Here is a 26,885-nt window from a genome sequence, read left to right on the forward strand (position 1 = left end):
CGTAACCGGTGCCGGGCAGCGCCGGTCATACAGTGGTACATCGCGTGGCGGCGCGGACCCGTTGCGGACCTGTGCGCCACCTCATAGTGCTCGATATCCGTAACGCGTTTCACCCGTTTGGTCAGGTGACACGCGCAGAAAAATCCGCAAACCCGGCTATCGTACCGCGCGGTAACGGCGGGCGCGAAAACCGTGAGGTCGGGTCACTCGCCCTTCAGCTGCTCCAGCACGGGCGCGAAGGCCTCCATCTGAGTGGGGACGACGCCGACGTAGGACATGCCGGTGGCCGCGCGGGTCGCGCGGACCTGGTCGGCGATCTCGTCGAAGGTGCCGATCGCGAGGTAGGGCGAGCCCAGCACGTCGTCGATCGTCACCTCCTTGTCGACCTCGATGTTGGCCGAGAGCCCGCGCTCGATGGCCTTGAGCGCGAAATCCGCGACCTGCTCGCGGTCGTCGGTGACCACGATCGTCGCGATCGACCAGGACAGCTCGAGGTCCGCGAAGCGCTCACCGGCGGCGGCCTCGACGACCTCGACCTTGTTCTTCACCGCGTCGAGCGACATGTCCGAGATCTTGAGCTTGCCCTCGGCCGAGCTGCGCGGGTTGATCGAGACCACGTCGGCCCGGCGCGCGGCCAGCTCGAGCGTGCGGCGCGCGCCGGCGCCGATCGCGATCGGCGGGCGCGGGCCCTGCCGCGGCCGCGGGTAGCCCTTGAGGTCCTTGACCCGGAAGATCTCGCCCTCGAACTCGGCCTCCTGGCCGCGGAGCAGCGCGTCGAGCACCGTCAGGCCCTCGTCCAGGCGCTGCAGCCGGCGGGCGGGCGACTCGAACTCGATGCCCGACTGGTCGAAATCGTCCTTGAACGCGCCCAGGCCGAGTCCGATCTCGAGGCGCCCCTTGGACAGCACGTCGATCGTGGTCAGCTCCTTGGCCAGGACCGCCGGGTGCCGGAAGGGCATCGCGAGCATCGAGGTGGCGAGCCGGATCGTCGAGGTGCTCACGGCCAGCGCGCCGAGCGCCGCCAACGGACCCACCTGCGCGTCCAGCCGGTCCGGGATCGCGAAGGTGTCGAACCCCAGCTCCTCGGCCTCCTGCGCGAGCTTGACGAACTTGCGCACGCCGCCCTCGTCGGCGTTGCCGGCGCCGCCGGCCGCGAACCGGAACTTGCGGGGCTCAGTGCTCACGTGTGCGTACTCCTGGTCGGCGGTGGTGCGGTCTGACATGGTTGCGGACAGCCTAACGGTTCGACGGTGCGGCCCGGGCGGGGCTTGTCGGGCCGGCGGTTGGCGGGGCGGCCAGGTGAGCGGGCGGACGGGCGGAGCAGGCCGGACGGAGGTCGGCCGGACGAAGATCGGCCGACAACGCGGGGCGGCGTTGGCACCGTCGTCCCCCGCGCGGCGCCGATTCCCCTGCCCCAGATTCGCTCCCCCACCAGACGCCGATCCTCCAGCAGGGGCTCGACCGACCCCCACGCGACATTCACTCCCCCACCTAACGCCAGGGCCGACGGGGACGAGCCGGCGGCGGGATCCACTGCGCCACCCAGCAGCAACCCGCCCGGTGAGCTGACGAATCGTGTGCCGTTGACCACCCTGTGAGGGGGTCAACGGTGCACGATCACGTGGTCTTCGGCGCCTTGTCGATGACGCCCGCGGCCCAGCCGGTCATCCACTGGGTCGCCGTCTTACCGTCGAGCGACCAGTTGGCGGTGGTGCCGTAGGCGGCGTGCGAGTTCTGCGTGATCGTCGAGATCACCTGCGGGAGGCCGGTGGCCAGGCCCAGCAGTCCGCCCTTGGGCTGGTTGCAGATCGGGTCGTTGGAACCGCAGATGGTGACGACCTTGTCGTTCACCGAGCCGAAGCCGCCGTCGCGCTTGCCCTGCAGGTCGACACCCGAGAAGTTGAAGCCGGAGAACGTGACCTCGACACCCTCGCCCTCGGGGTCGACGCCGATCGCGCGCCCCTGCCCCTGCACCCGGCGGCTGTCGGAGATCAGGCCGACGCCGAGCAACCGCTGCGCGACGATCGGCCCCTTGCCCGCGCCGATCTGCGCGGTGATGTTGCCCGCGATCGTGGCCCCCTGCGAGAAGCCGACCAGCACGAAGCCCGTGCGCGGGCACGTCGCCGTGACCGCCTTCATCTTCGCGATCGCGCGGTCCGTGCCCTGCTGGCGCGAGGCCTGGTAGGTCATCTGGCCGTCCGGCGGGACCGCGATCGGGTTGTGGAACTGCGCCGCGTAGTTCACGGTCCAGACATCGGCGCGCGCGGGCGCGAACCGCTTCTTCAGCGGGTTCGTCACCTGCAACATGAGCGAGCGCGGGTTGAACGCGGGGTTCTCCGGGCTGTCGGTCGCCGAGGACTCCCACGTGCCGGGGAAGGACAGCACCTGCACGTCCGGGCACCCTGCCGCCTGCGGGCCGGTGGGCTCGCCCGGCGGGGTGGGACCCGTCCTGTTCCACATCGACCAGAGGAGGGTTCCCACCACGATGAGCGCGATGATCGCGGCGATGATCACCGCGATGCCGAACACGTTCAGGGCGCGCTTGCTCTTGCCTGCCATTCCTCTGTGGATACCAGGGTCAGCTGTGCGGAGGCTTAGGCGCCTTGTCGATCACGCCGCGCGCCCAGCCCTGCAGCCACTGCGTCGCGGTCTGGCCGTTCAGGTTCCAGTCGGCGGTGGTCGCGTACAGCGCGTGCGAATTGCCGGTGAGCACCTTCTGCAGCTCGGGCAGCGTCTTGGTCAGCTCGTCCACCTGGAAGATGTCCTTCGGCTGGTTGCAGATCGGGTCCTTGGCGCCGCACAGCGAGACGGTGCGGTCCTTCACCGCTCCGAAGCCGCCCTCGCGCTTACCGCGCAGCGACAGGCTGCCGAAGCTGAAGCCGCCGTAGGCGACCTCGACGCCGACACCGGGCGGGTTCGGGCCCACGGTGCGCGCGTCCCCCGGCTCGCGCCGCGGGTCGGAGATCAGGCCCACACCGAGCACGTTCTCGGCGGGGATGAGCTTGCCGGCGCCGATCTCGGCGGCGATGTCACCCGCGATCACGGCGCCCTGGGAGAAGCCCATCAACACGAAGCCGGTGAGCTTGCACCGCTGGTACACCTTCGTGATCTGCGCGACCGACTTGTCGTAGCCCTCGGTGCGGGACTTCTCGTAGGACGCCTGCCCGTCCGGCGGGATCGCGACGGGATTCGACAGCTGCGCCACGTACGGCGTGGTCCAGATGTCGGCCCGCGAGCCCGGGATCGACGACGCGAGAGGCCCGGTCACCTTGAGCATCAACGAGTTCGGGTTGAACGTGGGCCGGTACGGGTCGTCGGTGCTCTTCGACTCCCAGGTGCCGGGCACGGAGATCACCTGCACGTCCGGGCAGTCCGCCGGCTGGGATTTCGGCCGCGGCGGGAACCCGGAGGTGCTCGGCGCCGAGCTCTGCGATTCCGACGGCGGCGGAATCGAGGGCCCCGGCCGCAGCCACGTCCCGACGAGGATCGCCAGCAGCACCAGCGCGATCACCACGATCACGCCCACCGCGATCGTGAGGGGCGAGAACCGGCGTCCGCCGGGCTTACCGTCGGGCTGCTGGTGCGTCACCCGGCTAGGCCTTGCAGTAGGAGGTCTTGGCCTCGGCGATCAGCTTGGTCGCGTCGGCGGTGGCGAGCTTGTCGGCCTGCTCGGCGCTGACGCCGCCACCCGTACGCGAGGTCCCGATCATCGCCTTGACCAGCGTCGGCAGGGTCTTCTCCTGGTACTGCTTGTTCGGGTTCTGCGACAGCGCGGAGCACACGTAACCCGCTGCGCCCAGGATGTCCGAGTCGGAGGCCACGAGGCCCTGCGACTTCATCTTCGCGACGAAGGCCGCGTCCTTCGGGTTGGTCGGCGCCGCCGAGGACGACGCGGGCGCGGTCGCCGGGAGCGTCGTCGGACCCGACGAGGTACCGCCGTCGGCCGCGGTGGTGGGCGCCTCGACCGTCGAACTGCCGCCGCACGCGACGGCGCCCAGCAGCACGCCACCCGTCAGCACCGCGGCCACAAGGGCTTTCCGAAGTCCAGCCATGTGTTCTCTCCTTGAAGTACGTCCGCACGCAACGCTGCAAGGCTACCGGCAGCGGTGAAGCGCAACCCCAGGACGGGCGTCAGCGCGTGGTGGCCACGCCGTTCACCAGGGCGATCACGCCGTGCTCGAAGCGCTGCTCCCAGCCACCGGGGATCGGCGTACCGTCGGCGAGCGGGTAGCCGAGCCGGCCCGCCTCGTAGCCCTGACGGCCCCATTCCGCGTAGATGGGGCCGCTCACGACCGCCGCCTCCGTCTTCGGCGACCAGTAGATCTGCCCGCCCTGGAAGCGCTGGAAGGCTCCGCCGGCGAGCTTCGTCTCGTCGGAGACGGGCAGGCCGAGTGCCGAGCGCTCGAAGTTCAGTGCGGCGTACTTCTCGCCGATCTTGCCGCGCACCGCTCGTGCGCCCGTCTGCGGCGTCCAGTACACGGTGCCGTGCTGGAACTGCTGGTAGCGGCCGTTCTTGTCGGGCAGGGCCCGCTCCCCCGCCGTCGGGTAACCGAGCGCGCCGCCGGGGCCGCCCGCACCCAGGTAGGCGCCGCCGATCGCGCCGCCCACCACCTGGGCGCCCGTGTCGGCCGACCAGAACACCTGCCCGCCGCGGAAGTCCTGCGCCCGGCCGCCGGGAACGGCGTACTCGACGGTGACGCACGATCCGAGCGCCGGAGTCTTCGGTGCGGCCTCGGCGATCGCCCCGCCGATGCCGCACGGCTTCGGGTTCGCGACGCCCAGCGCCGACTGCACCTGCGGCCACGCCTGGCCGTTCTCGAACTGCCAGTACGGCCAGCTGTGGTTGCCCGACGGCCGGTAGAGCGCGTTCGCGGGGATGCCGAGGCGGTTGAGCTCGACCGCGAAGGCCTGGTTGGAGGACCGCGAGAGCACCTCGAGCGCCATCGCCTGCAGGTCGGTGGGCGCGCCGGTGCCGCCGGAGCCGTTGCCGGAGCTGAAATACAGGCTCACGCCGCGCAACTGTTCCGCGAGCTTGAGCGGGTCGTGCTGCGCCCACGCGGGATCCGTCGGCGGGCCGTACATGGCGTCGGCGTTGAAGCCGCCGGCGTCGCGCATGGCGAGCGCGATCGACTCCGGCGTACCGGGTGTGCTGGTCGACAGGATGCCGGAGTAGGAGCCCGCGAACCGGTAGAGCCCCTTGTTGCGGGCCGCCAGGGTGAACGCGGCAGTGCCGCCCATGGAGACGCCGGCCGCGGCGCGGACGTCGGTGGCCCGCCAACCCTGCTGCAGCAGCGGAGGCAGTTCCTTCGCGAGGAAGGTCTCCCACTGGTAGTTCTTGCCGTTGTCGGGGCGCTTCCAGTCGGTGTACCAGCTGGACTGGCCGCCGACGGGCAGCACGACGGTCACGTTCTTGTCGCGGTAGAAGTCCGCGACGTTCGTCTCGATCAGCCAGCCGTTGCGGTCCTCCCGCGCCCGCATCCCGTCGAGCAGGTAGAGCGTGGGGAAGCGTGCCTTCGGGTCCGCGTGCCAGTCGCGGGCCAGCAGCAGCTGGACCGTGATCGTGTCGTTCATCGCCGCGGAGTAGACGGTCAGATCCACCTGGTGGTCCCCCTGCCACTGCGCGCCCACGATCCGGGACTTCGCCGGGGCCGGGTCCGCGTGGGCGGGCGCGGTGGTCAGGGTCGACGGTGCCGCGACGACGGTTCCGGCCGCCAGCGCACCGGCGACGAGCAGCGTTCCGAATCGGCCCATCGATGACATGGGACCAGTGTTACACGCGTGTCATTCGCGGTCCCGGTGCCGCGCGGAGGGTGGTCCGGGTCACCGGCCGTTGCAGTCGTGATAGGACTGTTCGATGACCGAAATGTACCCGTCCTCGCAGCCGTTCACCGTCAATGCCGCCGGCCTGACGATCGCGGGCGACCGCTGGGGCGAGGGCGGCACGACGCTCGTGCTGCTGCACGGCGGTGGGCAGACCCGGCACTCGTGGGACCGCACCGCCGCGGCGCTGGCGGCACGAGGACACACCGTCATCACACTCGACGCGCGCGGACACGGCGACACCGCCTGGGCGGCGGACGGCTCCTACGCACTGGCCGACTTCGTCGGAGACCTCCTGGCCGTGCTGGACACGCTCGACGGTCCGCCGCCCGTCCTGATCGGAGCCTCGCTCGGCGGGATCACCAGCCTGTGCGCGGTCGGCGAGAACCCCGGTATCGCCTCCGCGCTGGTGCTCGTGGACGTCGTGGTGGACGTGGAGCCCAAGGGCATCGACCGCGTCACCGAGTTCCTCTCCGCGCACACCGACGGCTTCGCCACGCTCGAGGAGGTCGCCGACGCCGTCGCCGCCTACAACCCCGCCCGCAAGCGCGCCCGCAACCTCGAGGGCCTGAAGAAGAACGTGCGGCAGCGCGCCGACGGCCGCTGGTACTGGCACTGGGACCCGGCGTTCATCCGCGGCGACGACCGCGGCGAGGCCCGCATCCAGGACAAGGACCGGCTCGGCGCCGCGGCCGCCCGGGTCACCGTCCCCACGCTCATCGTTCGCGGCGGCAAGTCCGACGTGGTCAGCGAGGAGGGTGTACAGAAGATGCTCCAGCGCGTGCCGCAGGCCGAGGTCGCCGACGTGAGCGGCGCCGGGCACATGGTCGCGGGCGACGACAACCAGGTCTTCGCCGCGGCGATCGAGGAGTTCCTGGACCGGCACCGGCTCTGACCGCCGCGGCGCCGTACCGTCCGGATCGTGTGCACGGAGCAATCCGCGATCGCACCGAGTAATCGCGCCGTCTTCACGGTCTGAATCTTACACACGATAATCCGTTCATTCTTGATCGCAAAATTGCCGCCAATTGTCGTGGGGCTCGAATTCTGTTCAAAAACGGAGCATCATTGAATGTCGCACACGGACGCGGTAATTACGGGAGACGTCGGGAGGGATGATGTCCGTCGCCACGCATGATCACGAAAGCGGAATTGATGATCACACCGTAATCGGGCGGGCGCTCGCGATTCTCGACGTCGTCACCGACGCAACGCAGCCCGTGGCCCTTGCCGAACTCAGCCGCGCGACCGGCATCCCGAAACCGAGCGCGCTACGGATCGCGAACGCGCTCGTCGCGCGACGGATGCTCGCCCGCGTCGGGCCCGGGTACGCGCCCGGCACCCGCCTCGCGAGCCAGGCGGCACGAGCGGCGGGCGGGTGCACGGATCTCGCCGCCCAACCGCATCTGCAGGAACTCTCCGCGCGCAGCAGGTGCGCCGTGGCCTGGTTCGCCCGGTTCGACGGTGCCGAGATCCGACTGGCCGCCGCCTCACTCGACAGCACCGTACCTGCGACGATGCGCCCAGACAACTGGCCGACAGCGCGCCGGCTGGGCGACCGGTTCGTGTTCACCATGCTGGGCAAGGCGTTCCTCGCGGAGCACCCGGAGCGCGTGCCGTCCCTGCTCACTCGGCCCCTGGCGCCGCTCACCCCGATGAGCCAGGCCTCGCCGCGACGGATCCTCGAGGCGCTCGACCGGTACCGCGAATCCGGCTACGCGATCGAGGCCGAGCAGGTCCGCCTCGGGTGGGCGTGTGCGGTCGGCAGGGTGACCGACGGATCCGGGCACGTCGTCGGAGCGGTCGGCCTCACCGCGCCCTGGTCCGCGATCGCGCGCCCCAGCGTCCGCGCCGACCTGCTCCGGTGCGGCGAGGCCATTTCTGCAGAATTTCACACGGATACGCGAGCGATCATTCCAACAAATCGGTGAACACCGCGGCGTCTGTTCCGTTCTGTTCGTGCGACGTCGCGATGACCGCTTTCTGCAGGCCGGCATCGTCGACGTCCGACCGTCGCCGCGGCGATGGGTAGTGTAGTTCTTCTTCGTAATCACTACGAATACAATCAATAGGCACCGGAACCGCGAAGCGGCGGTTTCCGAGTATCGACAGCAGGGCCTGCGCCAGCGCCGGATACGGCGTCGTCGCCGGGTCCGCCAGCCAGCTCGCGAGGTCCGCTTCCGGTACCGTGCACGTCACGTTCCTCGCCGCCAGGTCCGCCACGGTGACGGGGCCCGAGCCGTCGCTGCCCGGGCCCGCAGAAGTACCCGTCGAAGCGGTCGTGGGAGTCGTGGGAGGGGCGACGGGGCGCGGCGGCAGGCTGGGATCGTCGCGCGGGGGAAGCACCGGGGGCACCTGGCAGATCCACGCGACCACCTGCATCCCCGCGCGGCTGAGCGTGCCTCCCGCCAGCGACGCGCCCGACGTGCTGAACGGCCCGAGGCTGTTGCTCGCGGCCAGGCTCGCACGCTGCCCCGAGTTCCAATCCGCGGTGATGGAGAGATTCCGCACCACGGCCGCACCGACCGCGATCGCCGGAATCAGGTCGGCCGGGTCGGCCGGATTCCCGCTCGCGATTTGCCCGGCGTAGTACCCCGGGAGCATCCAGTCCGCCGAACTGAGGAACACCTCGTCCCACCACGGCCGCGAGAACCGCACGATGCAGTACTCGAATGCGACGTCGATCCCGGCGGCGCTGTCGGCAGCGTCTCCGGCGTCGTCGGCGACGACCCCGTCCTGGGGAACGGCCGACTCGACCGGGGCGACGAGATCCGAGTAGACGACCGGACCATGCGCGAGCGGCACCGACCGGTCCAGCGGGTGCGTGAGCGGCGGGCCCGCGAGGACGACCGGCCCGCCGACCGCGCTGAACGACTCCACTCCGGTCAGCGATTCGAGCTCGGGGAGAACGCCCAAGTCCGGGCGGCGGCGGTGGAACACGACGAAGGGCGGACGGGAATCGCCCGCCGCTGCTCCCGCGGCGGCCGGGACGCGCGTACTGATGGTGTGAGGCTCCCACACGTCCGAGCCCGGGGCGTAGAACGCGGGAGGCGCGATCCCCGTCGCGTAATTCGTGTCCATGACTCCGGTCGGATCCACCGTGGTACCCGCACCGGTGACCCCGACCGCCTCCGGCAGCGCGTTCACCGAGAACGCTGTGCCCGCGCTTGCCTTTCGCGCCTCGAAAGCCGCCCGTGCCGAGGCCGAGGAGCTGACACACTCCGCCCCGGAGATCGCGGTTCCGTACCAGCGGGAGAGCCGGCTGCCCTGCCGCGCGAGGTACCAGCCGCCACGGAACAGATTCTCCGCGGGCACCTGATCGGCCAGCTGCGCGGCCCGGGCGTGGGCGAACAGCTGCTGCTGCGCCGTGGTGCCGCCCACCCCGAACTCTCCCGGGGTCAGCGGCGTCCCGAACGCGTCGAGTACCAGGACGACGCTGCCCGGCCCCGTCGGCGCGGGAGCCCCCATCTTGCCGAGGAAGAACTGGGACACCGCGTCGGACAATGGATCCAGCGAATTCGTCATCGCCGGGCTACTTCGCGGCGAGCGCGGGGTCGTCTTTCGGCGGGCAGGCTGGGAGCACCTCACTGAGCCACGCGACGATCTGCGCCCCTCGTACTGTCAGTGTCGTGCCGTCGAAGTGCGCCTTGTAGTCGTTCGAGTACGTGCCGCCCGACTCATCCGAGTAGCTTCCGCTGTAGCCGCTCTCGCTGTGCGAGGCGCCGGCGTCCAGGCAGAGCGGACCGAAGACCGGCACCTCCACGCCGCCTCCGACGGAGCTGGAGTGCTCTTCGGCACTGTTGCTGTGCTTCTCGTAGTAGTCGCGCAAGGTCTGGCCGTCACTCCCCCAATGCGAGGTGCTGATGTTCACGTTCCGGATCACGAGGAAGTGCGTGGGGAACATGGGCAACAGCGCCTTCTCGTCCCCGACCTGATCGTCCACCTTGCCGGTGCTGATCACATTCGCCTTCTCGCCCTTGAGATACCAGTTCTGCAGCCGGAACAGGTCCGTCATCATCCAGGGCCGGGCGATCTGGCACAGCCCGTATTCGAAGTCGATCGTGAGGTTCGTCGCGTCGTTCTTGAAACTCGAGCCGTCCTTGCTGTCGGAGGAGGATTCGGAGTGGCTGTTCGAATCCGCCTCGGAGTACGAGCCGTTGAAGCCGAATCCGCAGATGCTCAGGCCGAGATCGCCCGATGTGGACTCGGATTCGCCGTTCCAGCCGCCGACGTTGACGTTGTAGCTATGGCTGTCGTAGTGGGAGGTGTACTCGTCCTGTTTGATGGTTAGTTGCGTCCAACCGGAGTCGTCCTTGTCGAAGGCCGCCCAGGTGGACGGCAGGACGAACGAGTAGGGCATGCTCGCGCCGGGGACGTTGAGCACCGGAATGTTCCAGGCTTCGTACAGCTTCCGCGCATCCATGATCGCGCCCTGCTCGAGCGAGACGCCCAGGCTCTCGATCGCGGCGAGTGCGGCCTCCACGTCGGGAGCGCCCTGGGTCTTCCACTGGTCCTGCGCCTGTTGGACCTTCGCCTGCTCCGGGCGCAGCAGCAGTTCGGCCTGGTCCGCGGTGTCAGGATCCGCCACCAGCTGGACGCTCTTGAGCGTGTAGTTAGCCTGGGCCGTCGCGAAGGCGGTCTGATTCCGCGTGTACGTCGCGTACAACGGGGTCGGTGTTCCGTCGGCGTTCCAGAGCACCTTCTGTGCCGCGTCGAGCCGCGCCTGATCGTCTGCGGACCGCGGCGGGGTGGGCAATGCCTCCATCGCCTGCAGGATCTCGTGATAGGCGAAGCCGAGGTGCCGCCCGCCGCCGCTGTACGTCTCCAACGTCTCGTCGTTCGTGACCACCAGCATGGTGTCGACGAGGTTCTCGACGTTGAAGGTGGCCCTCAGGGCGCGCTTCGTGTTCGCCTGCTGCGCGGCCTTCTGGGCCGCGGCGGTCGCTGCTGCGGCCGGATCCGCGGGCGGTTGCTGCGCCGTCGCCGTATCCGCAGGCGTCCCGCCGATCGGGCTCCACGGCTGCGCGTAGTCCGCGGGCGAGATCATCTGCCCCACCCGCAGAACCGAGTAGACGTACCCCTGAGTCGCCTTTCCGTCGGTACGGGTGGGCGTGCTCTGCTTGATGTAGTTCAGCACGTTGCTCAACAGGTCCACGGCGAGGGCGCGGGGTTCGTTGTCGATGGGCATGATCAGACCTCACTCACCAGGGCCGCGATCGCGGGCGGCAGCTCGGGATCGTTGTAGGCGAACGAGGTTCCCTCGACGGATCCCTCGACCTTCTCGATGGCGTTGAGGAACAACGCCCACTGGTCGTCGGTCAGGTCGCTCAGCAGCGTGTCCGTTCCCACACCGGCCGCGTCCGCGACGTCCTGCGCGTACTTCTCCGGAGAGTTCTGCCCGTCGCCGCCCGGCGCGTACTTCGTGAACGCCTGCGTGATCGTGCGGGGCAGGTAGCCGTTATTGCCCAGCCACTGCCGGATGGCGGCGAATCCCGTGTCGTAGTCCGGGAAGATCATGAAGTTGTGCCAGTTCGCCTTCCCCTCGAACTGTCCGTACGACCGGCCGTCCCTGGTCAGGTTCCCCGGGTTGTTGTTGAGCCAGGCGAATGTCCCTGCGCCGCTTCTCATCTGCGGCTGGCCGCGCCGCAGCTCCTCGTCGTACACCACGAACTGGTAGATGTGCCAACCGTTGTCGCAGTAGCTCGTCGCCACGTTCGGATCGGCGGTGGGGAACCAGTCGAGGCGGGGGATGTTCGCCTCCGTCGACGTCTGCTCCCCGCTCACCGCCCGATCGTTGCCCTGGCCGTCGTAATACCAGATGTGGTCGCCTGATTCGAGTGCCATGTCCGTCTCCCGTCGTCTCGCGCTGGATCGATCCTCGCGCGAGCGGAATACGGGAACAACAACGGCATTCCACTCAGTGACACGGGCAGTCGTGCGTGCGGATTCAGGGCTTCGGCATCGACTTCTGCTCGTCGGTGAGCGGCGGCGGCACATCGAGTCGGCACATGCGCAGCGTGTACTCGGGCACGCGGTCGATGCGCAGCTTGTAGTTCGCGTACGACAGCTTGAGGTTCCGCTTGAACAGGTCGAAGGTCAGCGGGGCCGAGTACGAGGCCTGCAGCTGCTGGATCTGCGGGCAGGTCAGCGCGACCCGGGACTGGTTCACCCAGTCGGGGTCGATGAAGCCCGGCAGCGCGGGACGCTTCGGATAGGCCTTGGCCTCCGCCACGGCCCAGTCCGGGAACATGTCCTTGTCGTGCCCGATCCGCCCGTCCTCGAGCCGCGCGGTGTGCGAGGCCATCGGCCAGGCGAGGCCGATCTGGTCCCACACGCGCACGTCGAGCGGCAGGTTCATCCCGGTCATGCCGAGGTTGGTGAAGAACACCGTCTGCCGCAGCGGCACGTCGTCCGGCCGCGGGTAGGGCAGCGGATCGATGAACCACCAGTCATAGTCGATGGACGGCAGGTAGACGCCGCCCCGCGGGGTCTGGCGGAGGATCTCCTGGAGCGCGTGCATGCGCGGGTAGTCCAGGTAGTCGTCGGCGGTGATCGGGTGCGCGTGGCCCGTCTGCAGGGAGTAGAACGCCCGCTCGTCGACGATGCCGGTCCGGCCGATGGAGGTCCCGTCGGGCTGGCCCCGCAGCGTCGTGGCGTGCAGGGCCCAGCCGATGACGAGGACCCAGAGCACCGCCGCGATCGCGGCGCCCGCGGTGCCGCCGGCGAGCCGCGCGAGGCCGCGGACCTTCGAGTCGCCCGGTTGCCGCGCGGGGATCCGCAGCGGGATCACCATCACGGGCAGGAGCAGCAGGAACAGCGGCGCGAGCAGGACGCGGCCGGACATGAAGTCGCCGCCCTGACGCAGCCAGTACAGAGTCTCGGCGACGCCGCCGAGGAACATCACGGCCACGATCACCGCGGGGCGCTGCAGCTGGTCGCGCAGGCCGCGGGCGCCGCGGGGCAGGCGGAACCGGCCGGTCAGCGGGGCGCGCGCGCCGCGCGCGGGCAGGAGCAGCAGCGGCATCGCCAGGAGCAGCGCCAGCACGGGCAGCCACAGCGAATACGGCTCCACGAGGTTCATCAGGTAGGTGAAGCCCTGGCCCCACTTGGAGCCGGTGGCGTCCTTCGCGACGGCCGTGTTCGGCACCGGCAGGCCGTAGTAGCCCATCCGGAAGATCTGGTACGCGACGGGGAGGAATCCACCGGCCGCGGTGATCCCCAGCCGCAGCCGCCAGCCGATGGGCGCCGCGAACATCACGAGCAGCACCAGACCGCCGACCAGTGCCATCTCGGGCCGGACCAGCCAGGACAGGCCCGCGACGAAGGCGGTGGAGAGCGTCAGGGCCCAGTACCGGACGACATCGCGCCGCTCGACCGGATCGCGGTCGGCCTGCGACCAGGCGACGGCCAGCCACCACAGCAGCGCGACCCAGAAGATGGTCAGCGACACCTCGAGGCCGGAGGTCGCGAAGTCGCGCGCCGGCGGCAGCGCCATGTAGACCAGGCCGCCCGCGGGCAGGAGCAGCAGCCCCGAGCCGCGCAGCCGCGACCAGCCCGCGCCGCCCTTGTACAGGCGGGCCGTGCCGAGCATCGCCAACGGGATCGCGGCGACGGACAACACCAACGCGACGGTGAGCACCACGTACTCGGTCTGCACGCCGCTGATCCACGAGAAGAACCAGATGATGTAGGTCCAGGCCGCAGAGGTGTTGACCTCGACGCGCTCGCCCACGTTGAACACGGGGCCGTTGCCGGCCAGCAGGTTCCGGACGGTCCGCAGGACGATCAGCCCGTCGTCGGCGATCCACCGGCGCTCCCACGCGCCGTACGCGAACGCCACCGCACAGACCACGACCCCGAGCCAGAGACTGACCCGGGGTGCGGAGATCCTCGACGGGGCCCCGGCGTCGGTCGTGCTCGACGGGGCCGTCTCGTCAGGCGAAGTAGACCGCGGCAACGACGGTTCCAATCCACGCGATCGCGAGCACCTGCAGCACGCGGTCACCCAGGGCGATCTCCTCGGGCTCGCCCGCCTCGCCACCGTCGACGTCGACGGCGTACCGGAGGATGGCGACGGTGAAGGGCACCATCGACAGCGAGTACCAGATGTTGCTCGCGTGCGCGGTCTTGTCGAAGGCCCACAGGCCGTAGCAGAGGACGACGGCCGTCGCGGCGAGCGTCCAGACGAAGCGCAGGTAGGTGGTGGTGTAGTACTCGAGCGACTTGCGGATCTTCGCGCCGGTGCGCTCCGCGAGCTGCAGCTCGGCGTAGCGCTTGCCCGCGGCCATGAACAGCGAGCCGAAGGCCATCACCAGCAGGAACCACTGCGACAGGCCCTTGGGCAGGTCGGCGGCGACCCCACCGGCGACGGCGCGGAGCAGGAAGCCGGAGCTGACGATGCAGATGTCGATGACGGCCTGGTGCTTGAGGCCGAAGCAGTAGCCGAGCTGGATCACGATGTACACCGCGATGACCACGGCCAGATGCCAGTTCGCGAGGAACGAGACGGCGATGGCGCCGGCCCCGAACAGCACCGACAGCACGTAGGCCAGGTTCACCGGCACCACGCCGGCGGCGATGGGTCGGAAGCGCTTGGTCGGGTGCGCGCGGTCGGCCTCGACGTCGAGCGCGTCGTTGATCAGGTAGATCGAGGACGCGGCCAGGCAGAACGCGATGAACGCGACGCCGACGCCCGCGAAGTTGACGTGCTCCAGCTGGTCCTTGCCCGCGGCGAGCGGGGCGACCACGACCAGGACGTTCTTGACCCACTGCCGGGGCCGGATGGCCTTGACCAATCCGCTGGCGAGGTTCGACGGTGCCTTCGGCTCGCCGTGCTCGATCGGCTCCTCGCTCATCAGCTCTTCGGTCCCTTGCTCTGGTTCTTCGCGGAGCAACGCACCGCTCGGTCAGCCCACAGTCTCTCACCCTCGATCGCGGCGAGCGCGGTCACGGCACCGATCGCGGCACCGGCCGCCACATCGGTCGGGTAATGCACGCCGAGCACCATGCGCGAGGTGAGCATCGGCGGCACGACCGCGGCCGGCGCGAGCACGGCTCCGCCGGGCACGCCGGACGCTCGGCCCAGCAGGATCGCGCCGGCCGTCGAGGACGTCGCGTGCGAGGACGGGAAGCTCAGCTTGCTCGGGGTCCCCACGCCGACGGTGATGTACGGATGGTCGGGGCGCCTGCGCCGGACGATCCGCTTGATCACCACGGACGCCGCGTGCGCGACGAAGGCGCCCACGCCGGCCGTCACGTATTCCCGGCGACGCTGCGGCTGCAGCACCGCGCCGAGCGCGGCCAGGCCGAGCCAGCCGAGCGAGTGCTCACCGAAGTGGCTCAGGCCGCGGGCCGCCGGGAGCACCCCGGGCCGGCCGGCCAACTGCGCCTGCACGCCGACGAGGATCATCTCCTCCGGCTTGAGCGCCTGCTCCGGGTTGTCGGTCACTTCGTCTCCTCGGGCTCGAAGATCGTCGACCACGCCTCCCGGCTGGTCAGTTCGGGGTACGCGGCGCGGTAGCGCTGCTGCATCTCGGCGAAGCGGCGGTCCACCTCCCGGTGCACGGCGAGGCTCTCGCGCATGAGCGCGAACATCTTCTCCCGGTCGCGCTGCCGGTAGACCACGCCGCGGCCGTCGGCGGTGGTGACGGTCACCCCGTCGACCCGGCCCAGGCTGAACCAGCGCGCCTCGAGCGGCGGGTAGTTGGCCTGCGGCACCTCGTGGTTGCGCGGATCAGCAGGACGCAGGTTGTTGCGCACGGCCTTCGCCAGCGTCGTGACCTTGGTGACGGGGTTCAGCGGGATCTTCGTGCCGAACGCGGTGGCCTGGCCGCTGGTGCGCGGCAGCTCGGTGGCGCTGGGCAGCACCACGGCGTCCGGGTACTCCTTGCGCATCGCGGCGATCTTCGGCAGCGCGGTGGGCAGCAGCTCGTGGAGCGCCTCGGGGCCGCGCAGGAAGTCGCGCATCGCCTCGATCTGGATCGCGACGGTCGAGTACTCGAGGCACAGCAGGTGCTTCATCAGCGCCTTGATGGAGCTGGTCATGATGCCCCGGGTGCTGCCCTCGTGATGGATCGCGGCGACGACCAGCCGGTTGCGCAGGTGGAAGTACGCCTGCCAGTCGATGGCGTCGTCCTTGTCGGACCAGGCCATGTGCCAGATCGCGATGCCGGGCACCGTCGCCGTCGGGTAGCCGGCCCGGGCGGCGCGCAGGCCGTAGTCCCAGTCGTCCCACTTGATGAACAGCGGCATCGGCAGGCCGATCTCCTCGGCGGCGACGCGCGGGATGAGGCACATCCACCAGCCGTTGCCGTCGACGTCGATGCGCCGATGCAGATTCTTGCTGTTCTCCTTGTCCTTCAGCGGGTACTCCGCGAAGTCGTGGTCGTACTCGACGAACGGCGCCGCGGTCCACATGAAGGTGTTGCGGTCGATGACCTCGCCCATGCAGTGCAGGTGGCTGCGATCCTGCAGGTTGAGCATCTGCCCGCCGACCAGCATCGGGGTCTTCGCGAACCGCGCGAACTGCAGCGCGCGCAGGATCGAATCCGGCTCGATCGCGATGTCGTCGTCCATGTACAGCACGTACGGGCTGTCGGTCAGGCGCAGCGCCTCGTACATGATGCGGCCGTAGCCGCCGGAGCCGCCGAGGTTGCCCTGTTCGAAGCGGTGATAGCGCTCCCCCAGGGGTGCAACGGCGGTCGCGAAATCCGGGTGGTCGATGACCTTCCGGTTGCCCTGGTCGGGCATGAGGACGGCGTCGATCACCTCGTCGACCAGCGGATCGCTGGTCAGGGCGGCGATCGCGGCCACGGCGTCGTCGGGCCGGTTGAAGGTGGGGATGCCGACGGTGACGCGCTTGGCCGGCAGGCCCTCCTCGCCGAGGGTTGCGTACCAGCCGGCGGAGAGGATCTCGGTGTCGGAATCGGCGGTCACGTCGAACCAGATCCAGCCGCCGTCCTCGAACGGGCCGAGGTCGGTGGCGAATTCGGCGATGCCGTAGCCGGTGGCGTCGGTCTCGACCAGCCCGCCGCCCAGGGCGATGCGGGCACCGTCGACCTTGGAGCGGTAGAGGTCGACGCGGGCCGTGCCCTTGAGCTCGATCCGCAGCACCACGTCCTTCAGAACGGTCCAGCGGCGCCAGTACGACGCCGGGAAGGCGTTGAAGTAGGTGGCGAAGCTGACCTCGGACTCACCGGCGACGTTCAGCTGGGTGCGGGTGGGCGCGTGCGAGCGGCGCGAGTTGGTCTCGGCCTCCTCGATGTACAGCGACCGCACGTCGAGCGGTTCGCCCGGGCGCGGCAGGATGACGCGCTGCAGCAGGGTCTTCGCGCTGGTCACTTAGGCCTCCTCGGCGAGCGCGGCACCGGTTTCGAGATGCGGGCGCAGGGTGTTGTCGAACATCGACAGCGCGCTGGCGATGGCCATGTGCATGTCGAGGTACTGGTAGGTGCCGAGCCGGCCGCCGAAGAGCACCTTGCGCTCCGCGGCCTCGGTCTTGGCCAGGGCCCGGTAGGCCGCGAGCATCTCGCGGTCCGACGGGGTGTTGATCGGGTAGTAGGGCTCGTCGTCGTCGTTCGCGAAGCGGCCGAACTCGCGCATGATCACGGTCTTGTCCGTGGGGTAGTCCCGCTCGGGGTGGAAGTGGCGGAACTCGTGGATGCGGGTGTACTGCACGTCGGCGTCGTTGTAGTTCATCACCGGGGTGCCCTGGAAGTCACCGGTGGGCAGCACCTCGGTCTCGAAGTCCAGCGTGCGCCACCCGAGGCGGCCGGCGGAGTAGTCGAAGTAGCGGTCCAGGGGGCCGGTGTAGACGATCGGCGCGTCCGGCGAGGCGGCGACGATCTCGTCACGGACGTCGAACCAGTCGGTGTCGAGGCGCACGTCGATGAGGTCCGACGCGGCCATGTTCTCCAGCCACGCGGTGTATCCGTCGACGGGCAGGCCCTCGTAGGTGTCGTTGAAGTAGCGGTTGTCGAAGTTGTACCGCACGGGCAGGCGGGTGATGTTGCCGGCGGGCAGGTTCTTCGGGTCGGTCTCCCACTGCTTGGCCGTGTAGTGCTTGATGAAGGCCTCGTAGAGGGGGCGGCCGATCAGGCTGATCGCCTTCTCCTCGAAGTTCTGCGCGTCCTTGGCGTCGAACTCGGCGGCCTGCTCCTGGATCAACGCCTTCGCCTCGTCGGGCGTGAAGTAGCGGCCGAAGAACTGGCTGACCAGGCCCAGGCCCAGCGGGAACTGGTAGGCCTGGCCCTTGTGCATCGCGAAGACGCGGTGCTGGTAGCCGGTGAAGTCGGTGAACTTGTTGACGTACTCCCACACCCGCTCGTTGGACGTGTGGAACAGGTGCGCGCCGTACTTGTGGATCTCGATGCCGGTCTCGGGCTCCGCCTCGGAGTAGGCGTTGCCGCCGAGGTGGTGCCGGCGCTCGACGACGAGGACCCGCTTGCCCAGCTCAGCGGCCGTGCGCTCGGCGATGGTCAGGCCGAAGAAGCCGGAGCCGACGACGATGAGGTCATAGGACTGGGGAGAGGAGGTTGCCACGGACGTTCAGGGTACCGGCCGGACGGCGTCCATGACGCCACCCTGCCGAGCGCTGTGACCGAGGCGGGCCGGCGCCGGTTCCCCGGAGCCGGCCGCCACGGCCCTCGTCACTGCGGCGCGCCCGGCACCGTCGGGACGGCCAACGGGGTCGAGCCCGCGGCCGGAGCGACAGCGGCAGGGGTGTTCGGCGCCGCCGGGGTCGTCGCCGGGGTGGCAGCGGCCGCCGCGGGGGCCGACGGGGCCGCGGGCGCGGACGGAACGGCCGGGGTCGCCGCCGCGCTCGACGATGCGCCGGGGGTCACCGGCACGGCGGGCACGCCGGACGCGGGCGCGGCCGCGGTGGCGCTCGGATTGATCCCGAGCAGGTCGCCCCAACCGGGGATCAGGTTGAGCAGCGGCAGCGGCGGCAGGCTCGGCGCGCCGCCCGACGCGAACGCGGTGACCCAGTTCAGCAGCGTCGTGGGGGCCGCGACGCCCGAGGGCACCACCTGGGCGCCGTTCGCCTTCGTGTAGTAGATCGTGCCGTTCTGATACGACTGGAACATCGAGCCGTCCGGGAACGTGATCGGGTTCGAGACCGCCTTGCCCAGCGTGCCGGCCTCGCCGCCCGCACCGGCGTACGCGGCCTCGACGGCGGCCTTGCCGGTGACGGCCTGCGCCACGGGCGCGACCGCGGACGCGGTCGGCGGCGCGGGGATGCCCGGGATCACGGGTGCGGCGGGCGCGGTCGGGACCGACGCGGCGGCGGGGGCCGCCGGAGCAGCGGGCGTCGCGGGTGCCGCCGGGGCGGCGCCGGGCACCGTCGGGACGGCCGGGGCGGCGGGTGCCGCTGTGACGGCCGACGCCGCAGCGGTCGCCGTGCCGGCGGCCTCGGGCGCGGACTGTGCGGCGTTCGGCGCGGTCGGGACGGGGTTGAACGGGTCGACCGGGGCCGCCACGATCTGTCGGTCCACGACCCGCCCGGGGACCGGTGCCGCGGAGGAGCCCGACGGTGCCGTGCCCGCGCCGGGAGCAACGGGCGCGGGCGTCGCGCCGGGGCTGCTCGGGGTGCCGGGGGCGGGCGCGGCGGCCGGGGCCTGGCCGTCGATGGTGAACCAGTCCGAGCGCAGGCCGAGCTTCTTGCGGACGTCCGCGCCCGTCGCGGTGACGGTCTTGGTCTTACCGACGATCTCGACGGCCTCGACCCGGGGCGCCTGGGCGGACTGCGTCCTGGTCACGCGGATGGACGTGAACGTGCCGACGCCGAACTCCTGCGCGATCTTCGCCGTCGGCACCTTCTGCGTCCAGTTCCGGTAGGGCGAGACGACGTCGCCGTCGTCCTTGACGGGCGTGAAATCGCCGCCCGCGGTGAAGCCGCCGGTGGAGCTGGAGAACTCGGTGGGCACCGCGTAGCCGTTCTTCGCCATGACCAGGCCCGCGGTGCTCGCGACGGCCTTGTCGGTGCGCGGGTCCTCCTTGGCGGCGCCGCCATAGACCTGGGAGTCCTGGGTGTCGTTGTACGTGTCGCCGCGCTTGGCGCCCTCGGCGAGCGCGTAGGAGCGGGCGGCGATCGCCTGGGCGCGCAGGGCCTCGTAGCCACCCTGGTCGGCCCACTCGGCCTTGCTCTCGACCGGGACCACGCCGCGCAGGTAGTCCTCGATGTTGACGACGTTGAAGACCTTGCCGTCCTTCGCGGCGACCGCGCCCCGGTAGGTGGCGTTGGTGCCGCAGAACTTCAGGAGTTCGGCCGTCGGACGGTTGGCCGCGCCGTTCAGCGGGGTGATCGTCGCGTCCCCGGCCGGGACGGTCTTGACGACGGGGCCGCCACAACCGGTGGTGATGACGGCCTTGTCGCCGTCGATGCGCACGGCCTGGCCGGGCGCGATCTGCTGGTCGCCGATCTTGGCGCCGGCCGGGGCGAGGACGTTCGCCGCCTTCTGCGTGGTGAGCTGCACGCGCACGGGCAGGTTCGTGTCCGCGCGGGAGAGCTGGGAGCCACCGTAGTAGTGCGCGACGATCTGTTCGGCCGTCCATCCGGACTTCGCGTAGCCGAAGGCGCCCCACTGGCCGAGTCCCCGGCCGTGGCCGTTGCCCTGGCCGGTGAAGGTGACCTCGCTACCCGCCGTGAGCTGCGGATCGCCGACGATGTTCGTGGTGCTGAGCAGCGCCGCCGCGCCACCCACGGCCAGTGCCGGGAGCATCGCCAGGGCGACGGTACGCCGTACGCGGCGGCGACGCGGGCCACCGTCGATCCATACGGGCATGGTTTCTCCTTAGCTCGACGCAGGTGAGCCGTGCCCGGACGGGACAACGCTCAACGTGAGGTCGAGACTAACACCATCAGCAACATTCGTCACGTAAGCAACATTAGTCACATTGGTCACAGCGGTAGCCGGCTTCGCGAGACGGCGACGGCACGAGGGACGGGTGGGGACGACGCCGTCGAGCGCATCGGACGACCCGAGCCGCTGGGCGAGCGGGAGGAGGTTCAAGCGAGCGGTGACGCCCCCACCCGGCCCGGCCCAGCCGGCCCGGCCAACGGCGCACCGTCGAACCTCCTAGAACCAGCGCTCCAGGACCCGGGCGACCCCGTCGTCGAGATTGGTCGCCGTGACGAGGTTCGCGGCGTCGAGGGCCGCGGGGTGCGCATTGGCCATCGCGACCCCGACCCCGGCCCAGCGGAGCATCTCCGAGTCGTTGGGCATGTCGCCGAAGGCGGCGGTGCGGACGTCGGCCGCGAGACCGAGATGCTCCATCGCGGCGCGGATGCCCGTGGCCTTGGTGACCCCCGGGACGTGGAACTCGATGAGGCCGTTGTTGGTGGCGTAGGTGACGTCGGCGACACCGTCGAGGTGCGGGAGGATCCGGGCGGACATCTCGTCGGAGGTCAATCCCGGCTGCCGGACCAGGAGCTTCACGGCCGGGTGCGCGAGCACCTCCGCGTCGGCGGCGGTGACCGTGTCCGGCTCAAGCCAGGCGTGCTGATACCCGGTGGACGCCGCGAACCGCGGGGTGGCGGAGTCGTGCTCGCCCCGGGCCACGCGCTCGGCGGCGAAACCCGCGCCGGGGAGGTGTCGGCGGACCAGCTCGGCGACCCTGTCCAGCAGCTCCGGCGACATCAGCGACGCCGAGACGACCTGCGAGGTCCCGGTGTCGTACAGCACGGCGCCGTTCGCGCAGACCGCGAGCGGCGCGAAGTCCAGCTGCGCGGCGATCGGGTCGACGGCGCGCGGCGGCCGCCCGGTGGCCAGCACGAAGTGCCCGCCCGACGCCTGCACGGCGTTCAGCGCGACGTGCGTGCGCAAGCTGATCCGCTCGTCGTCGTCCACCAGGGTCCCGTCGACATCGCTCGCGACGAGCAGCGGGGCCGGGCCGAGTACGTCGAGCCCGGGCGCCTCGCGCGGACGGTCGTCAGGCACCGTCTGCCTGCCGGTCCTCCCGGGCGCGACGTCGCTCGTCGAGGTCGGCGGCGTCCATCGCATCGGCCTCCTCCAGCGTGGGCGCGGTGCCGCCCAGGCGCGCGGGCACCCAGGGCTCGCCCTGGGGGTGCGGGCCGTACAGGTCCTGCAGCTGCAGAAGCATGGCCTGCATCGACTCCTTGAGCCGCGCGGTCAGCTCCTCGGGCGGCCCGACGGGATCGAGCGCATCGCACACGCCGATGACGATGCGGAACTTGTTCCGGCCGAGCCGCTTGGGCAGGCCCTTGGTCCAGATCTGCTGGGCGCCCCAGACCACGACGGGGATGATGGGCACGTTCGCCTCGATCGCCATCCGGGCCGCGCCGGACTTGAAGCCCTTGAGCTCGAAGCTGCGGCTGTGGGTGGCCTCGGGGTACACGCCGACGAGCTCGCCGGACCTCAGGGCATCGACCGCGGCCGCGTAGGCCGACGCGCCGGCCTCGCGGTCGACGGGGATGTGCCGCAGCGCCCGCATGATCGGCCCCGACTTCGAGTTGTCGAAGACCTCCTTCTTCGCCATGAACCGCACCTTGCGTCGGCCGGCGTCGTAGGCGGGCTTCCCGGCGAAGGGGAAGTCGAGGTAGCCGGTGTGATTGATGGCGACCACAGCCCCGCCCGTGCGGGGGAACTTATGGAAGTCCACCTCGGTGAACTTGATGCCTTGGAAGGCCCACATACCGCGGGCAACTTCGAGAATCGTTCCGTAGACGGGTTCCACACCGCAAGAGTAACCGTGGCCACGTCTGCGCGGTGCCGCAGCCGAGGTGTCGACGCTCCCATTAGGCTGTACTGGTCAGTGAAACAGGCGAAAGGCTTCACCGTGCAGGTCACCAGCGTCGGGCACGCGGGTTTCCACATCTCCACCGCCGCAGGCACCATCCTGTGCGATCCGTGGGTGAACCCCGCGTACTTCGCGTCGTGGTTCCCGTTCCCGGACAACACGCAGCTGGACTGGAAAGCCCTGGGTGACGTCGACTACCTCTACGTCTCCCACCTGCACCGCGACCACTTCGACGCGAAGAACCTGGCCGAGAACGTCAGCAAGGACGCGACCGTCCTGCTGCCGGACTACCCGGTGCCGGACCTGCGGCGCGAGCTGGAGAAGCTGGGCTTCACGAAGTTCTTCGAGACGCAGGACTCGGTGAAGCACACGATCAGCGGCCCCAAGGGCGACCTGGACGTGATGATCATCGCCCTGCGCGCCCCCGCGGACGGCCCCATCGGCGACTCGGGCCTCGTCGTCTCCGACGGCGAGACGGTGCTGTTCAACATGAACGACGCCCGCCCCGTGGACATGGAGGTGCTCGACGAGTTCGGCGGCGTCGACGTGCACCTGCTGCAGTACTCGGGCGCCATCTGGTACCCGATGGTCTACGACATGCCGAAGGGCTCCAAGCGCCGCTTCGCCGAGCAGAAGCGCCAGCGCGGCATGGACCGCGCGCGTAGCTACGTCGACCAGGTCGCCGGCACCTGGGTCGTGCCGTCGGCGGGCCCGCCCGCGTTCCTCGACCCCGAGCTGCGCTACCTCAACGACGAGGGCCGCGTGGACCGCGAGACGATCGGCGGCGACCCGTCGAACATCTTCCCGGACCAGATCACCTTCCTCGAGGAGATGAAGAAGAACGGCAACGACGGGGGCCTGCTGTTCATCCCCGGCACCGTCGGAGACTTCGCGGGCAAGGAGCTGAAGTCCCTGACGCACCCGGTCTCCGAGGCCGAGGTGATGGACATCTTCGAGAACAAGACCGCCTACCTGGACGCCTTCGCGGCGCGCCAGGCGCCGCTCCTCGAGGCCGAGAAGGCCACCTGGGCGGCCGACGACGGGGTGCCGCTGCTCGAGCCGCTGAAGGCCAAGTTCGAGCCGATCATGCAGGCGTCCGCGCTGATCAGCGATGGGATCGGCTACGCGGTCGGGCTGGAGATGGCCTCGCCCGACGGCTCGGTGGAGACCGTGGTGCTCGACTTCCCGAACCGCACGGTCCGCAGCCCGGAGGAAGGCGACGGCAAGTACCGGTACGGCTTCCGCATCGCCGCCGAGCTGGTGCGCACGGTGCTCCGCGACGACGAGCCCGACTGGGTGAACACGATCTTCCTGTCGACGCGGTTCACCACCTGGCGCATCGGCGGCTACAACGAGTTCCTCTACACCTTCTTCAAGTGCCTCACCGACGAGCGGATCGCCTACGCCGACGGCTGGTTCTCCGAGGCGCACGACGACACCGCGTCGACCGAGCTGGACGGCTGGGAGGTGCAGCGCCGCTGCCCGCACCTCAAGGCGGACCTGTCGAAGTTCGGCGTGGTCGACGGCGGCAAGCTGACCTGCAACCTGCACGGCTGGCAGTGGGACCTCGAGTCCGGCCGCTGCCTGACCTCCAGCGGCCACGAGATCCGCGCGAAGAAGCTCACATGAGCGGCCCGAATCCGAACCGGCGACCGCCGAGCAATCGGCAGCGTGTCGAGGACTACTACGGCGTCCACGACACCGGCATGGGCTCGCGCCCGGCGCCCCCGCCCGCTCCGGCCGGCCCGACGGTGCCGCCCCGCCCGTCCGGCACGCCCTCGCCGGGCCAGGTGCCTCCGGCGCCGCGGCGGCCGCGGGTGATCCCGCCGCCGGAGGTCCAGGTCGCCGCGCAGGAGGCTGCGCGCGCCGCGGCGGGCGCGCCGCCGCAGGCACCGGGTTCGCCGTCGGTCGGTCCTACCGGGGCACCGTCGGCGGCCCCGGCCGGAGGTCCGGCACCCGAGGCGCGGGCCGCCAAGCCCGACCCGCTGACGGACCCGCTGACCTCCGAGACCTTCCAGGGTGTGCAGCAGGCGTCGGACACCTTCGACGCGGGTGTCATCGGCGGCTTCGGCTACAGCACCTCCACGGGCCCGCAGACGGCGTCGAACTCGTCCGCGACCACATTCGACGGGGGCTTCGATCAGTTCGCGCCGCCGCGGTTCGAGCCGCGCGCCGAGGGCCGCGCGGAGGCCCTCTGGGCCGAGCCCGTGTCGTCGCCCGACGGTGCCGACCAGACCTTCGAGGCGACCTTCGCCCCGCACGACGAGCCGGTGGCCGAGACTCTCGACGAGCCGGACGATTCGTACATCGACGTCGAGGTGGTCGATGTGGAGGTGCACGCGCACGAGGCGGCGGACGCTGCCGGGGAGGTCGCAGCGGACCTCGACGAGGAGCCGGTGCAGCCGTACGAGTCGGAGATCCAGGACGGCGAGGTGCACGAAGCTCAGGTGCAGCACGCCGAGTTCGTGGATCATGAGCACGACGCGGAGGAGCCGGCTGCGGAGGAGCCCGCGGAGGGGGCCGCGGCTGAGGAGACTGCGGGCGTCGAGGAGCCGGCACAGCCGGTGTTCCGCGAGCCGCTCGCGATCGATCCGTTCCCGTACACCCAGATCGATGAAACCTACGTCGACGCCGAAACCCTGCAGACGCTGCAGGTCGAGCACGAGCCGAAGGAACCCGGTGACATGACCGAATTCAACGAGTCCTTGAACGAAGCGATGAACATCGACGGCGCGCTGGGCGTCGCGCTCGTCGACGCGCAGAGCGGCATGGCGCTGGCCACGGCGGGCGAGCCGTCGAGTTTCAACCTCGAGGTGGCTGCGGCGGGCAACTCCGCGCTCGTCCAGGCCATGGGCCGCACGCTCGGCGACATGGACCTCGACGATCACATCGAGGACATCCTCATCACGCTCGGCACCCAGTACCAGATCGTCCGGCCGATCAACCAGGGCTCCGACGACCTGTTCCTCTACCTGGTGCTGGACCGCTCGCGCGCGAACCTCGCGATGGCCCGCTTCCGGCTCACCAAGCTCGCGGAGCAGATCGAGGTCTGATCCGGGATCGAGGTCTGATCCGGGGCGGACCGTCGGACCGCGGGTCGGGCACGGCCCGCGCGCCTGCGGGTCAGGCCGCACGGGCACCGTCGTCGAGGTGGGTGGTGCCGAGCGGATTGCGCCCCAGCACCACCCGGGCGCGCAGGTCGACGAGGTAGGCGCGGTACAGCAGGCTCCCCGGGAACACCCGGTCGGCCACCGCGACGAGGCGCATGAGCCGCTCGAGTCGCCGTTGCTCGGCATCGCTCCACGACCAGCCCATCGCCGCGCGGATGCGGGGATGGACGGTGCCGCGCGTGAAGAAGTTGTACGGGCGGCCGAGCAGCGCGGCGAGCGCGACGCCGATCGGACCCCACGGCTCCCGGACGAACCGCAGCGTGGCGAGGTCGTCGAGGTACGCGCGGACCTCGGGGGCGATCGCGACGTCGTCGAGCGACTTCTCCCAGTAGGCCGTGAAATCGGCCCAGGTCTGCGGCCACTCCTCGGCGGTCACGTTCACGCCCGTCGCGAGCACGGAGGCCTCGACGGTGAGCCGGTCCAGCGCGGACTCGTCGAGCGGGCCGTGCACCAGCTCGTACTGATCGACGTAGTAGTAGAACAGGCACGCAGCGACCCAGAGCTGCAGCTTCCGGGAGTTTCCGCTGTAACGGACCGGGCTGTCCTCGGTGGAGTGGACGTGCGAATGCACCTCCGCGATGGCCCTGCGATACACCGACCGGTCCCGCTCCGAGCCGTACAGCGCGACGGCCAGGTACTGCGTCGTCGTCCGGGCCCGCTTGAGCGGCCGATCGATCGCCCGGCCGGACGCCACGCGACTCTCCTCGACACCGTGCCCGACACCGGGGATCGCGAGCTGCATCACGACATTGGCCGCGTTGTTCGACAGCCCCGCCAGGGTCACGAGATCGTCCAGAGTCTCCGGCGTCCGCCGCCGCATGCGATAGATCTTGGTCATAAATCTATCGTGAACCACATCACACGCGATCGCAAGAGTTTGAGAACATTCATTCACATGGACGTGATCCCGGGTGCGACGTCGCCCCTCGTCATCGACCCTTTCCGGGCGACTGTTATGTCGCACGACATCGGTGACGGTTCTGCATCAGGACATCGGTGACAGTGTGGGGGTGGTTGGTGGTGACACTTCTCGCTCCGGCAGCGGCGCTCGGGGTGGTCGCATTGATCGGTGCCGAGGAATGAGCCTGTTGATGCCCGGATCCGTCTTGCGATCAGTCAGTGGCCAGATGATGCGCC

The 26,885-nt window shown here is 70.1% G+C and carries 21 protein-coding genes; 4 read left to right on the forward strand and 17 right to left on the reverse strand.

All coding sequences use genetic code 11. The features are described 5' to 3' along the window. Window positions 1–203: 203 nt before the first annotated feature. From ABZX10_RS11030 to ABZX10_RS11050, 5 genes are all read right to left on the reverse strand, one after another. Entirely contained in the window at window positions 204–1,223 is a 1,020-nt protein-coding gene (locus ABZX10_RS11030) for a TIGR03621 family F420-dependent LLM class oxidoreductase (RefSeq protein WP_355538721.1), read from the reverse strand. Window positions 1,224–1,617: 394 nt separating this feature from the next. After that, on the reverse strand, window positions 1,618–2,559 hold the full coding sequence (locus tag ABZX10_RS11035) for a cutinase family protein (protein WP_355538725.1): 942 nt from the start codon (window positions 2,557–2,559) through the stop codon (window positions 1,618–1,620). 19 nt (window positions 2,560–2,578) lie between these two features. Beyond that, a complete protein-coding gene (locus ABZX10_RS11040) occupies window positions 2,579–3,589 on the reverse strand; it encodes a cutinase family protein (protein WP_355538728.1) in 1,011 nt (336 codons plus the stop codon). A gap of 4 nt (window positions 3,590–3,593) precedes the next feature. Next, on the reverse strand, window positions 3,594–4,052 hold the full coding sequence (locus ABZX10_RS11045; RefSeq protein WP_355538731.1) for a DUF732 domain-containing protein: 459 nt from the start codon (window positions 4,050–4,052) through the stop codon (window positions 3,594–3,596). Between the two features lie 79 nt (window positions 4,053–4,131). Further along, complete coding sequence (locus tag ABZX10_RS11050; protein ID WP_355538734.1) at window positions 4,132–5,751, reverse strand: alpha/beta hydrolase-fold protein; 1,620 nt, start codon at window positions 5,749–5,751, stop codon at window positions 4,132–4,134. A gap of 103 nt (window positions 5,752–5,854) precedes the next feature. Between ABZX10_RS11050 and ABZX10_RS11055 the strand changes: the two genes are divergently transcribed. Together ABZX10_RS11055 and ABZX10_RS11060 are read left to right on the forward strand one after the other, a co-directional pair. Beyond that, window positions 5,855–6,715 carry an alpha/beta hydrolase gene (locus ABZX10_RS11055; protein WP_355538737.1) on the forward strand — a complete coding sequence of 287 codons (861 nt, stop codon included), beginning with the start codon at window positions 5,855–5,857 and terminating at the stop codon, window positions 6,713–6,715. A 223-nt stretch (window positions 6,716–6,938) separates the two neighbouring features. Beyond that, window positions 6,939–7,751: a helix-turn-helix domain-containing protein gene (locus tag ABZX10_RS11060; RefSeq protein WP_355538740.1), complete on the forward strand. Its 813-nt coding sequence runs from the start codon at window positions 6,939–6,941 to the stop codon at window positions 7,749–7,751. Here ABZX10_RS11060 and ABZX10_RS11065 read toward each other — a convergent pair. From ABZX10_RS11065 to ABZX10_RS11115, 11 genes are all read right to left on the reverse strand, one after another. After that, on the reverse strand, window positions 7,732–9,345 hold the full coding sequence (locus ABZX10_RS11065; RefSeq protein ID WP_355538743.1) for a dihydrolipoamide acyltransferase: 1,614 nt from the start codon (window positions 9,343–9,345) through the stop codon (window positions 7,732–7,734). The genes ABZX10_RS11060 and ABZX10_RS11065 overlap by 20 nt on opposite strands. Window positions 9,346–9,352: 7 nt before the next feature. Beyond that, a complete protein-coding gene (locus ABZX10_RS11070) occupies window positions 9,353–11,008 on the reverse strand; it encodes a hypothetical protein (protein WP_355538746.1) in 1,656 nt (551 codons plus the stop codon). A 2-nt stretch (window positions 11,009–11,010) separates the two neighbouring features. Continuing rightward, window positions 11,011–11,664: a hypothetical protein gene (locus ABZX10_RS11075; RefSeq protein WP_355538749.1), complete on the reverse strand. Its 654-nt coding sequence runs from the start codon at window positions 11,662–11,664 to the stop codon at window positions 11,011–11,013. A 103-nt stretch (window positions 11,665–11,767) separates the two neighbouring features. Then, window positions 11,768–13,825 carry a flagellar motor control protein ZomB gene (gene zomB / locus ABZX10_RS11080; protein ID WP_355538752.1) on the reverse strand — a complete coding sequence of 686 codons (2,058 nt, stop codon included), beginning with the start codon at window positions 13,823–13,825 and terminating at the stop codon, window positions 11,768–11,770. Then, entirely contained in the window at window positions 13,755–14,675 is a 921-nt protein-coding gene (locus ABZX10_RS11085; protein ID WP_355538755.1) for a decaprenyl-phosphate phosphoribosyltransferase, read from the reverse strand. Before ABZX10_RS11085 ends, zomB begins: the two co-directional genes overlap by 71 nt. Further along, window positions 14,675–15,229 carry a phosphatase PAP2 family protein gene (locus ABZX10_RS11090; RefSeq protein ID WP_355538791.1) on the reverse strand — a complete coding sequence of 185 codons (555 nt, stop codon included), beginning with the start codon at window positions 15,227–15,229 and terminating at the stop codon, window positions 14,675–14,677. The genes ABZX10_RS11085 and ABZX10_RS11090 overlap by 1 nt, the downstream gene beginning before the upstream one ends. 35 nt (window positions 15,230–15,264) lie before the next feature. Beyond that, window positions 15,265–17,160: a glycosyltransferase gene (locus tag ABZX10_RS11095; RefSeq protein WP_355538758.1), complete on the reverse strand. Its 1,896-nt coding sequence runs from the start codon at window positions 17,158–17,160 to the stop codon at window positions 15,265–15,267. Further along, window positions 17,161–18,360: a UDP-galactopyranose mutase gene (gene glf, locus ABZX10_RS11100; protein ID WP_355538761.1), complete on the reverse strand. Its 1,200-nt coding sequence runs from the start codon at window positions 18,358–18,360 to the stop codon at window positions 17,161–17,163. Window positions 18,361–18,467: 107 nt separating this feature from the next. After that, complete coding sequence (locus ABZX10_RS11105) at window positions 18,468–20,603, reverse strand: SpoIID/LytB domain-containing protein (RefSeq protein WP_355538764.1); 2,136 nt, start codon at window positions 20,601–20,603, stop codon at window positions 18,468–18,470. Between the two features lie 294 nt (window positions 20,604–20,897). Further along, the gene (locus ABZX10_RS11110; RefSeq protein WP_355538767.1) at window positions 20,898–21,758 is read right to left on the reverse strand and encodes an HAD family hydrolase; all 861 of its coding nucleotides are present in this window, start codon (window positions 21,756–21,758) and stop codon (window positions 20,898–20,900) included. Further along, the gene (locus tag ABZX10_RS11115) at window positions 21,751–22,515 is read right to left on the reverse strand and encodes a lysophospholipid acyltransferase family protein (protein WP_355538770.1); all 765 of its coding nucleotides are present in this window, start codon (window positions 22,513–22,515) and stop codon (window positions 21,751–21,753) included. Before ABZX10_RS11115 ends, ABZX10_RS11110 begins: the two co-directional genes overlap by 8 nt. A 102-nt stretch (window positions 22,516–22,617) precedes the next feature. On the opposite strand from ABZX10_RS11115, the gene ABZX10_RS11120 reads away from it, so the two are divergent. After that, window positions 22,618–24,207, forward strand: coding sequence for a Rieske 2Fe-2S domain-containing protein (locus ABZX10_RS11120; RefSeq protein WP_355538794.1), 1,590 nt, complete (start codon window positions 22,618–22,620; stop codon window positions 24,205–24,207). Then, entirely contained in the window at window positions 24,204–25,631 is a 1,428-nt protein-coding gene (locus ABZX10_RS11125) for a hypothetical protein (protein WP_355538773.1), read from the forward strand. Before ABZX10_RS11120 ends, ABZX10_RS11125 begins: the two co-directional genes overlap by 4 nt. Before the next feature lie 70 nt (window positions 25,632–25,701). On the opposite strand, the gene ABZX10_RS11130 is transcribed toward ABZX10_RS11125, so the two are convergent. Beyond that, entirely contained in the window at window positions 25,702–26,586 is an 885-nt protein-coding gene (locus ABZX10_RS11130; RefSeq protein WP_355538776.1) for an oxygenase MpaB family protein, read from the reverse strand. Window positions 26,587–26,885: the final 299 nt, after the last annotated feature.

The organism is Tsukamurella sp. NPDC003166, from assembly GCF_040611135.1.
GTDB lineage: Bacteria > Actinomycetota > Actinomycetes > Mycobacteriales > Mycobacteriaceae > Tsukamurella.

What these genes read in the sequence shown, in the direction of transcription:
- ABZX10_RS11030 (WP_355538721.1), bottom strand. Translation starts at nt 1,223, where the DNA reads ATGTCAGACCGCACCACCGCCGACCAGGAGTACGCACACGTGAGCACT.
- ABZX10_RS11035 (WP_355538725.1), bottom strand. Translation starts at nt 2,559, where the DNA reads ATGGCAGGCAAGAGCAAGCGCGCCCTGAACGTGTTCGGCATCGCGGTG.
- ABZX10_RS11045 (WP_355538731.1), bottom strand. Translation starts at nt 4,052, where the DNA reads ATGGCTGGACTTCGGAAAGCCCTTGTGGCCGCGGTGCTGACGGGTGGC.
- ABZX10_RS11050 (WP_355538734.1), bottom strand. Translation starts at nt 5,751, where the DNA reads ATGGGCCGATTCGGAACGCTGCTCGTCGCCGGTGCGCTGGCGGCCGGA.
- ABZX10_RS11055 (WP_355538737.1), top strand. Translation starts at nt 5,855, where the DNA reads ATGACCGAAATGTACCCGTCCTCGCAGCCGTTCACCGTCAATGCCGCC.
- ABZX10_RS11060 (WP_355538740.1), top strand. Translation starts at nt 6,939, where the DNA reads ATGTCCGTCGCCACGCATGATCACGAAAGCGGAATTGATGATCACACC.
- ABZX10_RS11065 (WP_355538743.1), bottom strand. Translation starts at nt 9,345, where the DNA reads ATGACGAATTCGCTGGATCCATTGTCCGACGCGGTGTCCCAGTTCTTC.
- ABZX10_RS11070 (WP_355538746.1), bottom strand. Translation starts at nt 11,008, where the DNA reads ATGCCCATCGACAACGAACCCCGCGCCCTCGCCGTGGACCTGTTGAGC.
- ABZX10_RS11075 (WP_355538749.1), bottom strand. Translation starts at nt 11,664, where the DNA reads ATGGCACTCGAATCAGGCGACCACATCTGGTATTACGACGGCCAGGGC.
- ABZX10_RS11085 (WP_355538755.1), bottom strand. Translation starts at nt 14,675, where the DNA reads ATGAGCGAGGAGCCGATCGAGCACGGCGAGCCGAAGGCACCGTCGAAC.
- ABZX10_RS11090 (WP_355538791.1), bottom strand. Translation starts at nt 15,229, where the DNA reads ATGATCCTCGTCGGCGTGCAGGCGCAGTTGGCCGGCCGGCCCGGGGTG.
- ABZX10_RS11105 (WP_355538764.1), bottom strand. Translation starts at nt 20,603, where the DNA reads ATGCCCGTATGGATCGACGGTGGCCCGCGTCGCCGCCGCGTACGGCGT.
- ABZX10_RS11125 (WP_355538773.1), top strand. Translation starts at nt 24,204, where the DNA reads ATGAGCGGCCCGAATCCGAACCGGCGACCGCCGAGCAATCGGCAGCGT.
- ABZX10_RS11130 (WP_355538776.1), bottom strand. Translation starts at nt 26,586, where the DNA reads ATGACCAAGATCTATCGCATGCGGCGGCGGACGCCGGAGACTCTGGAC.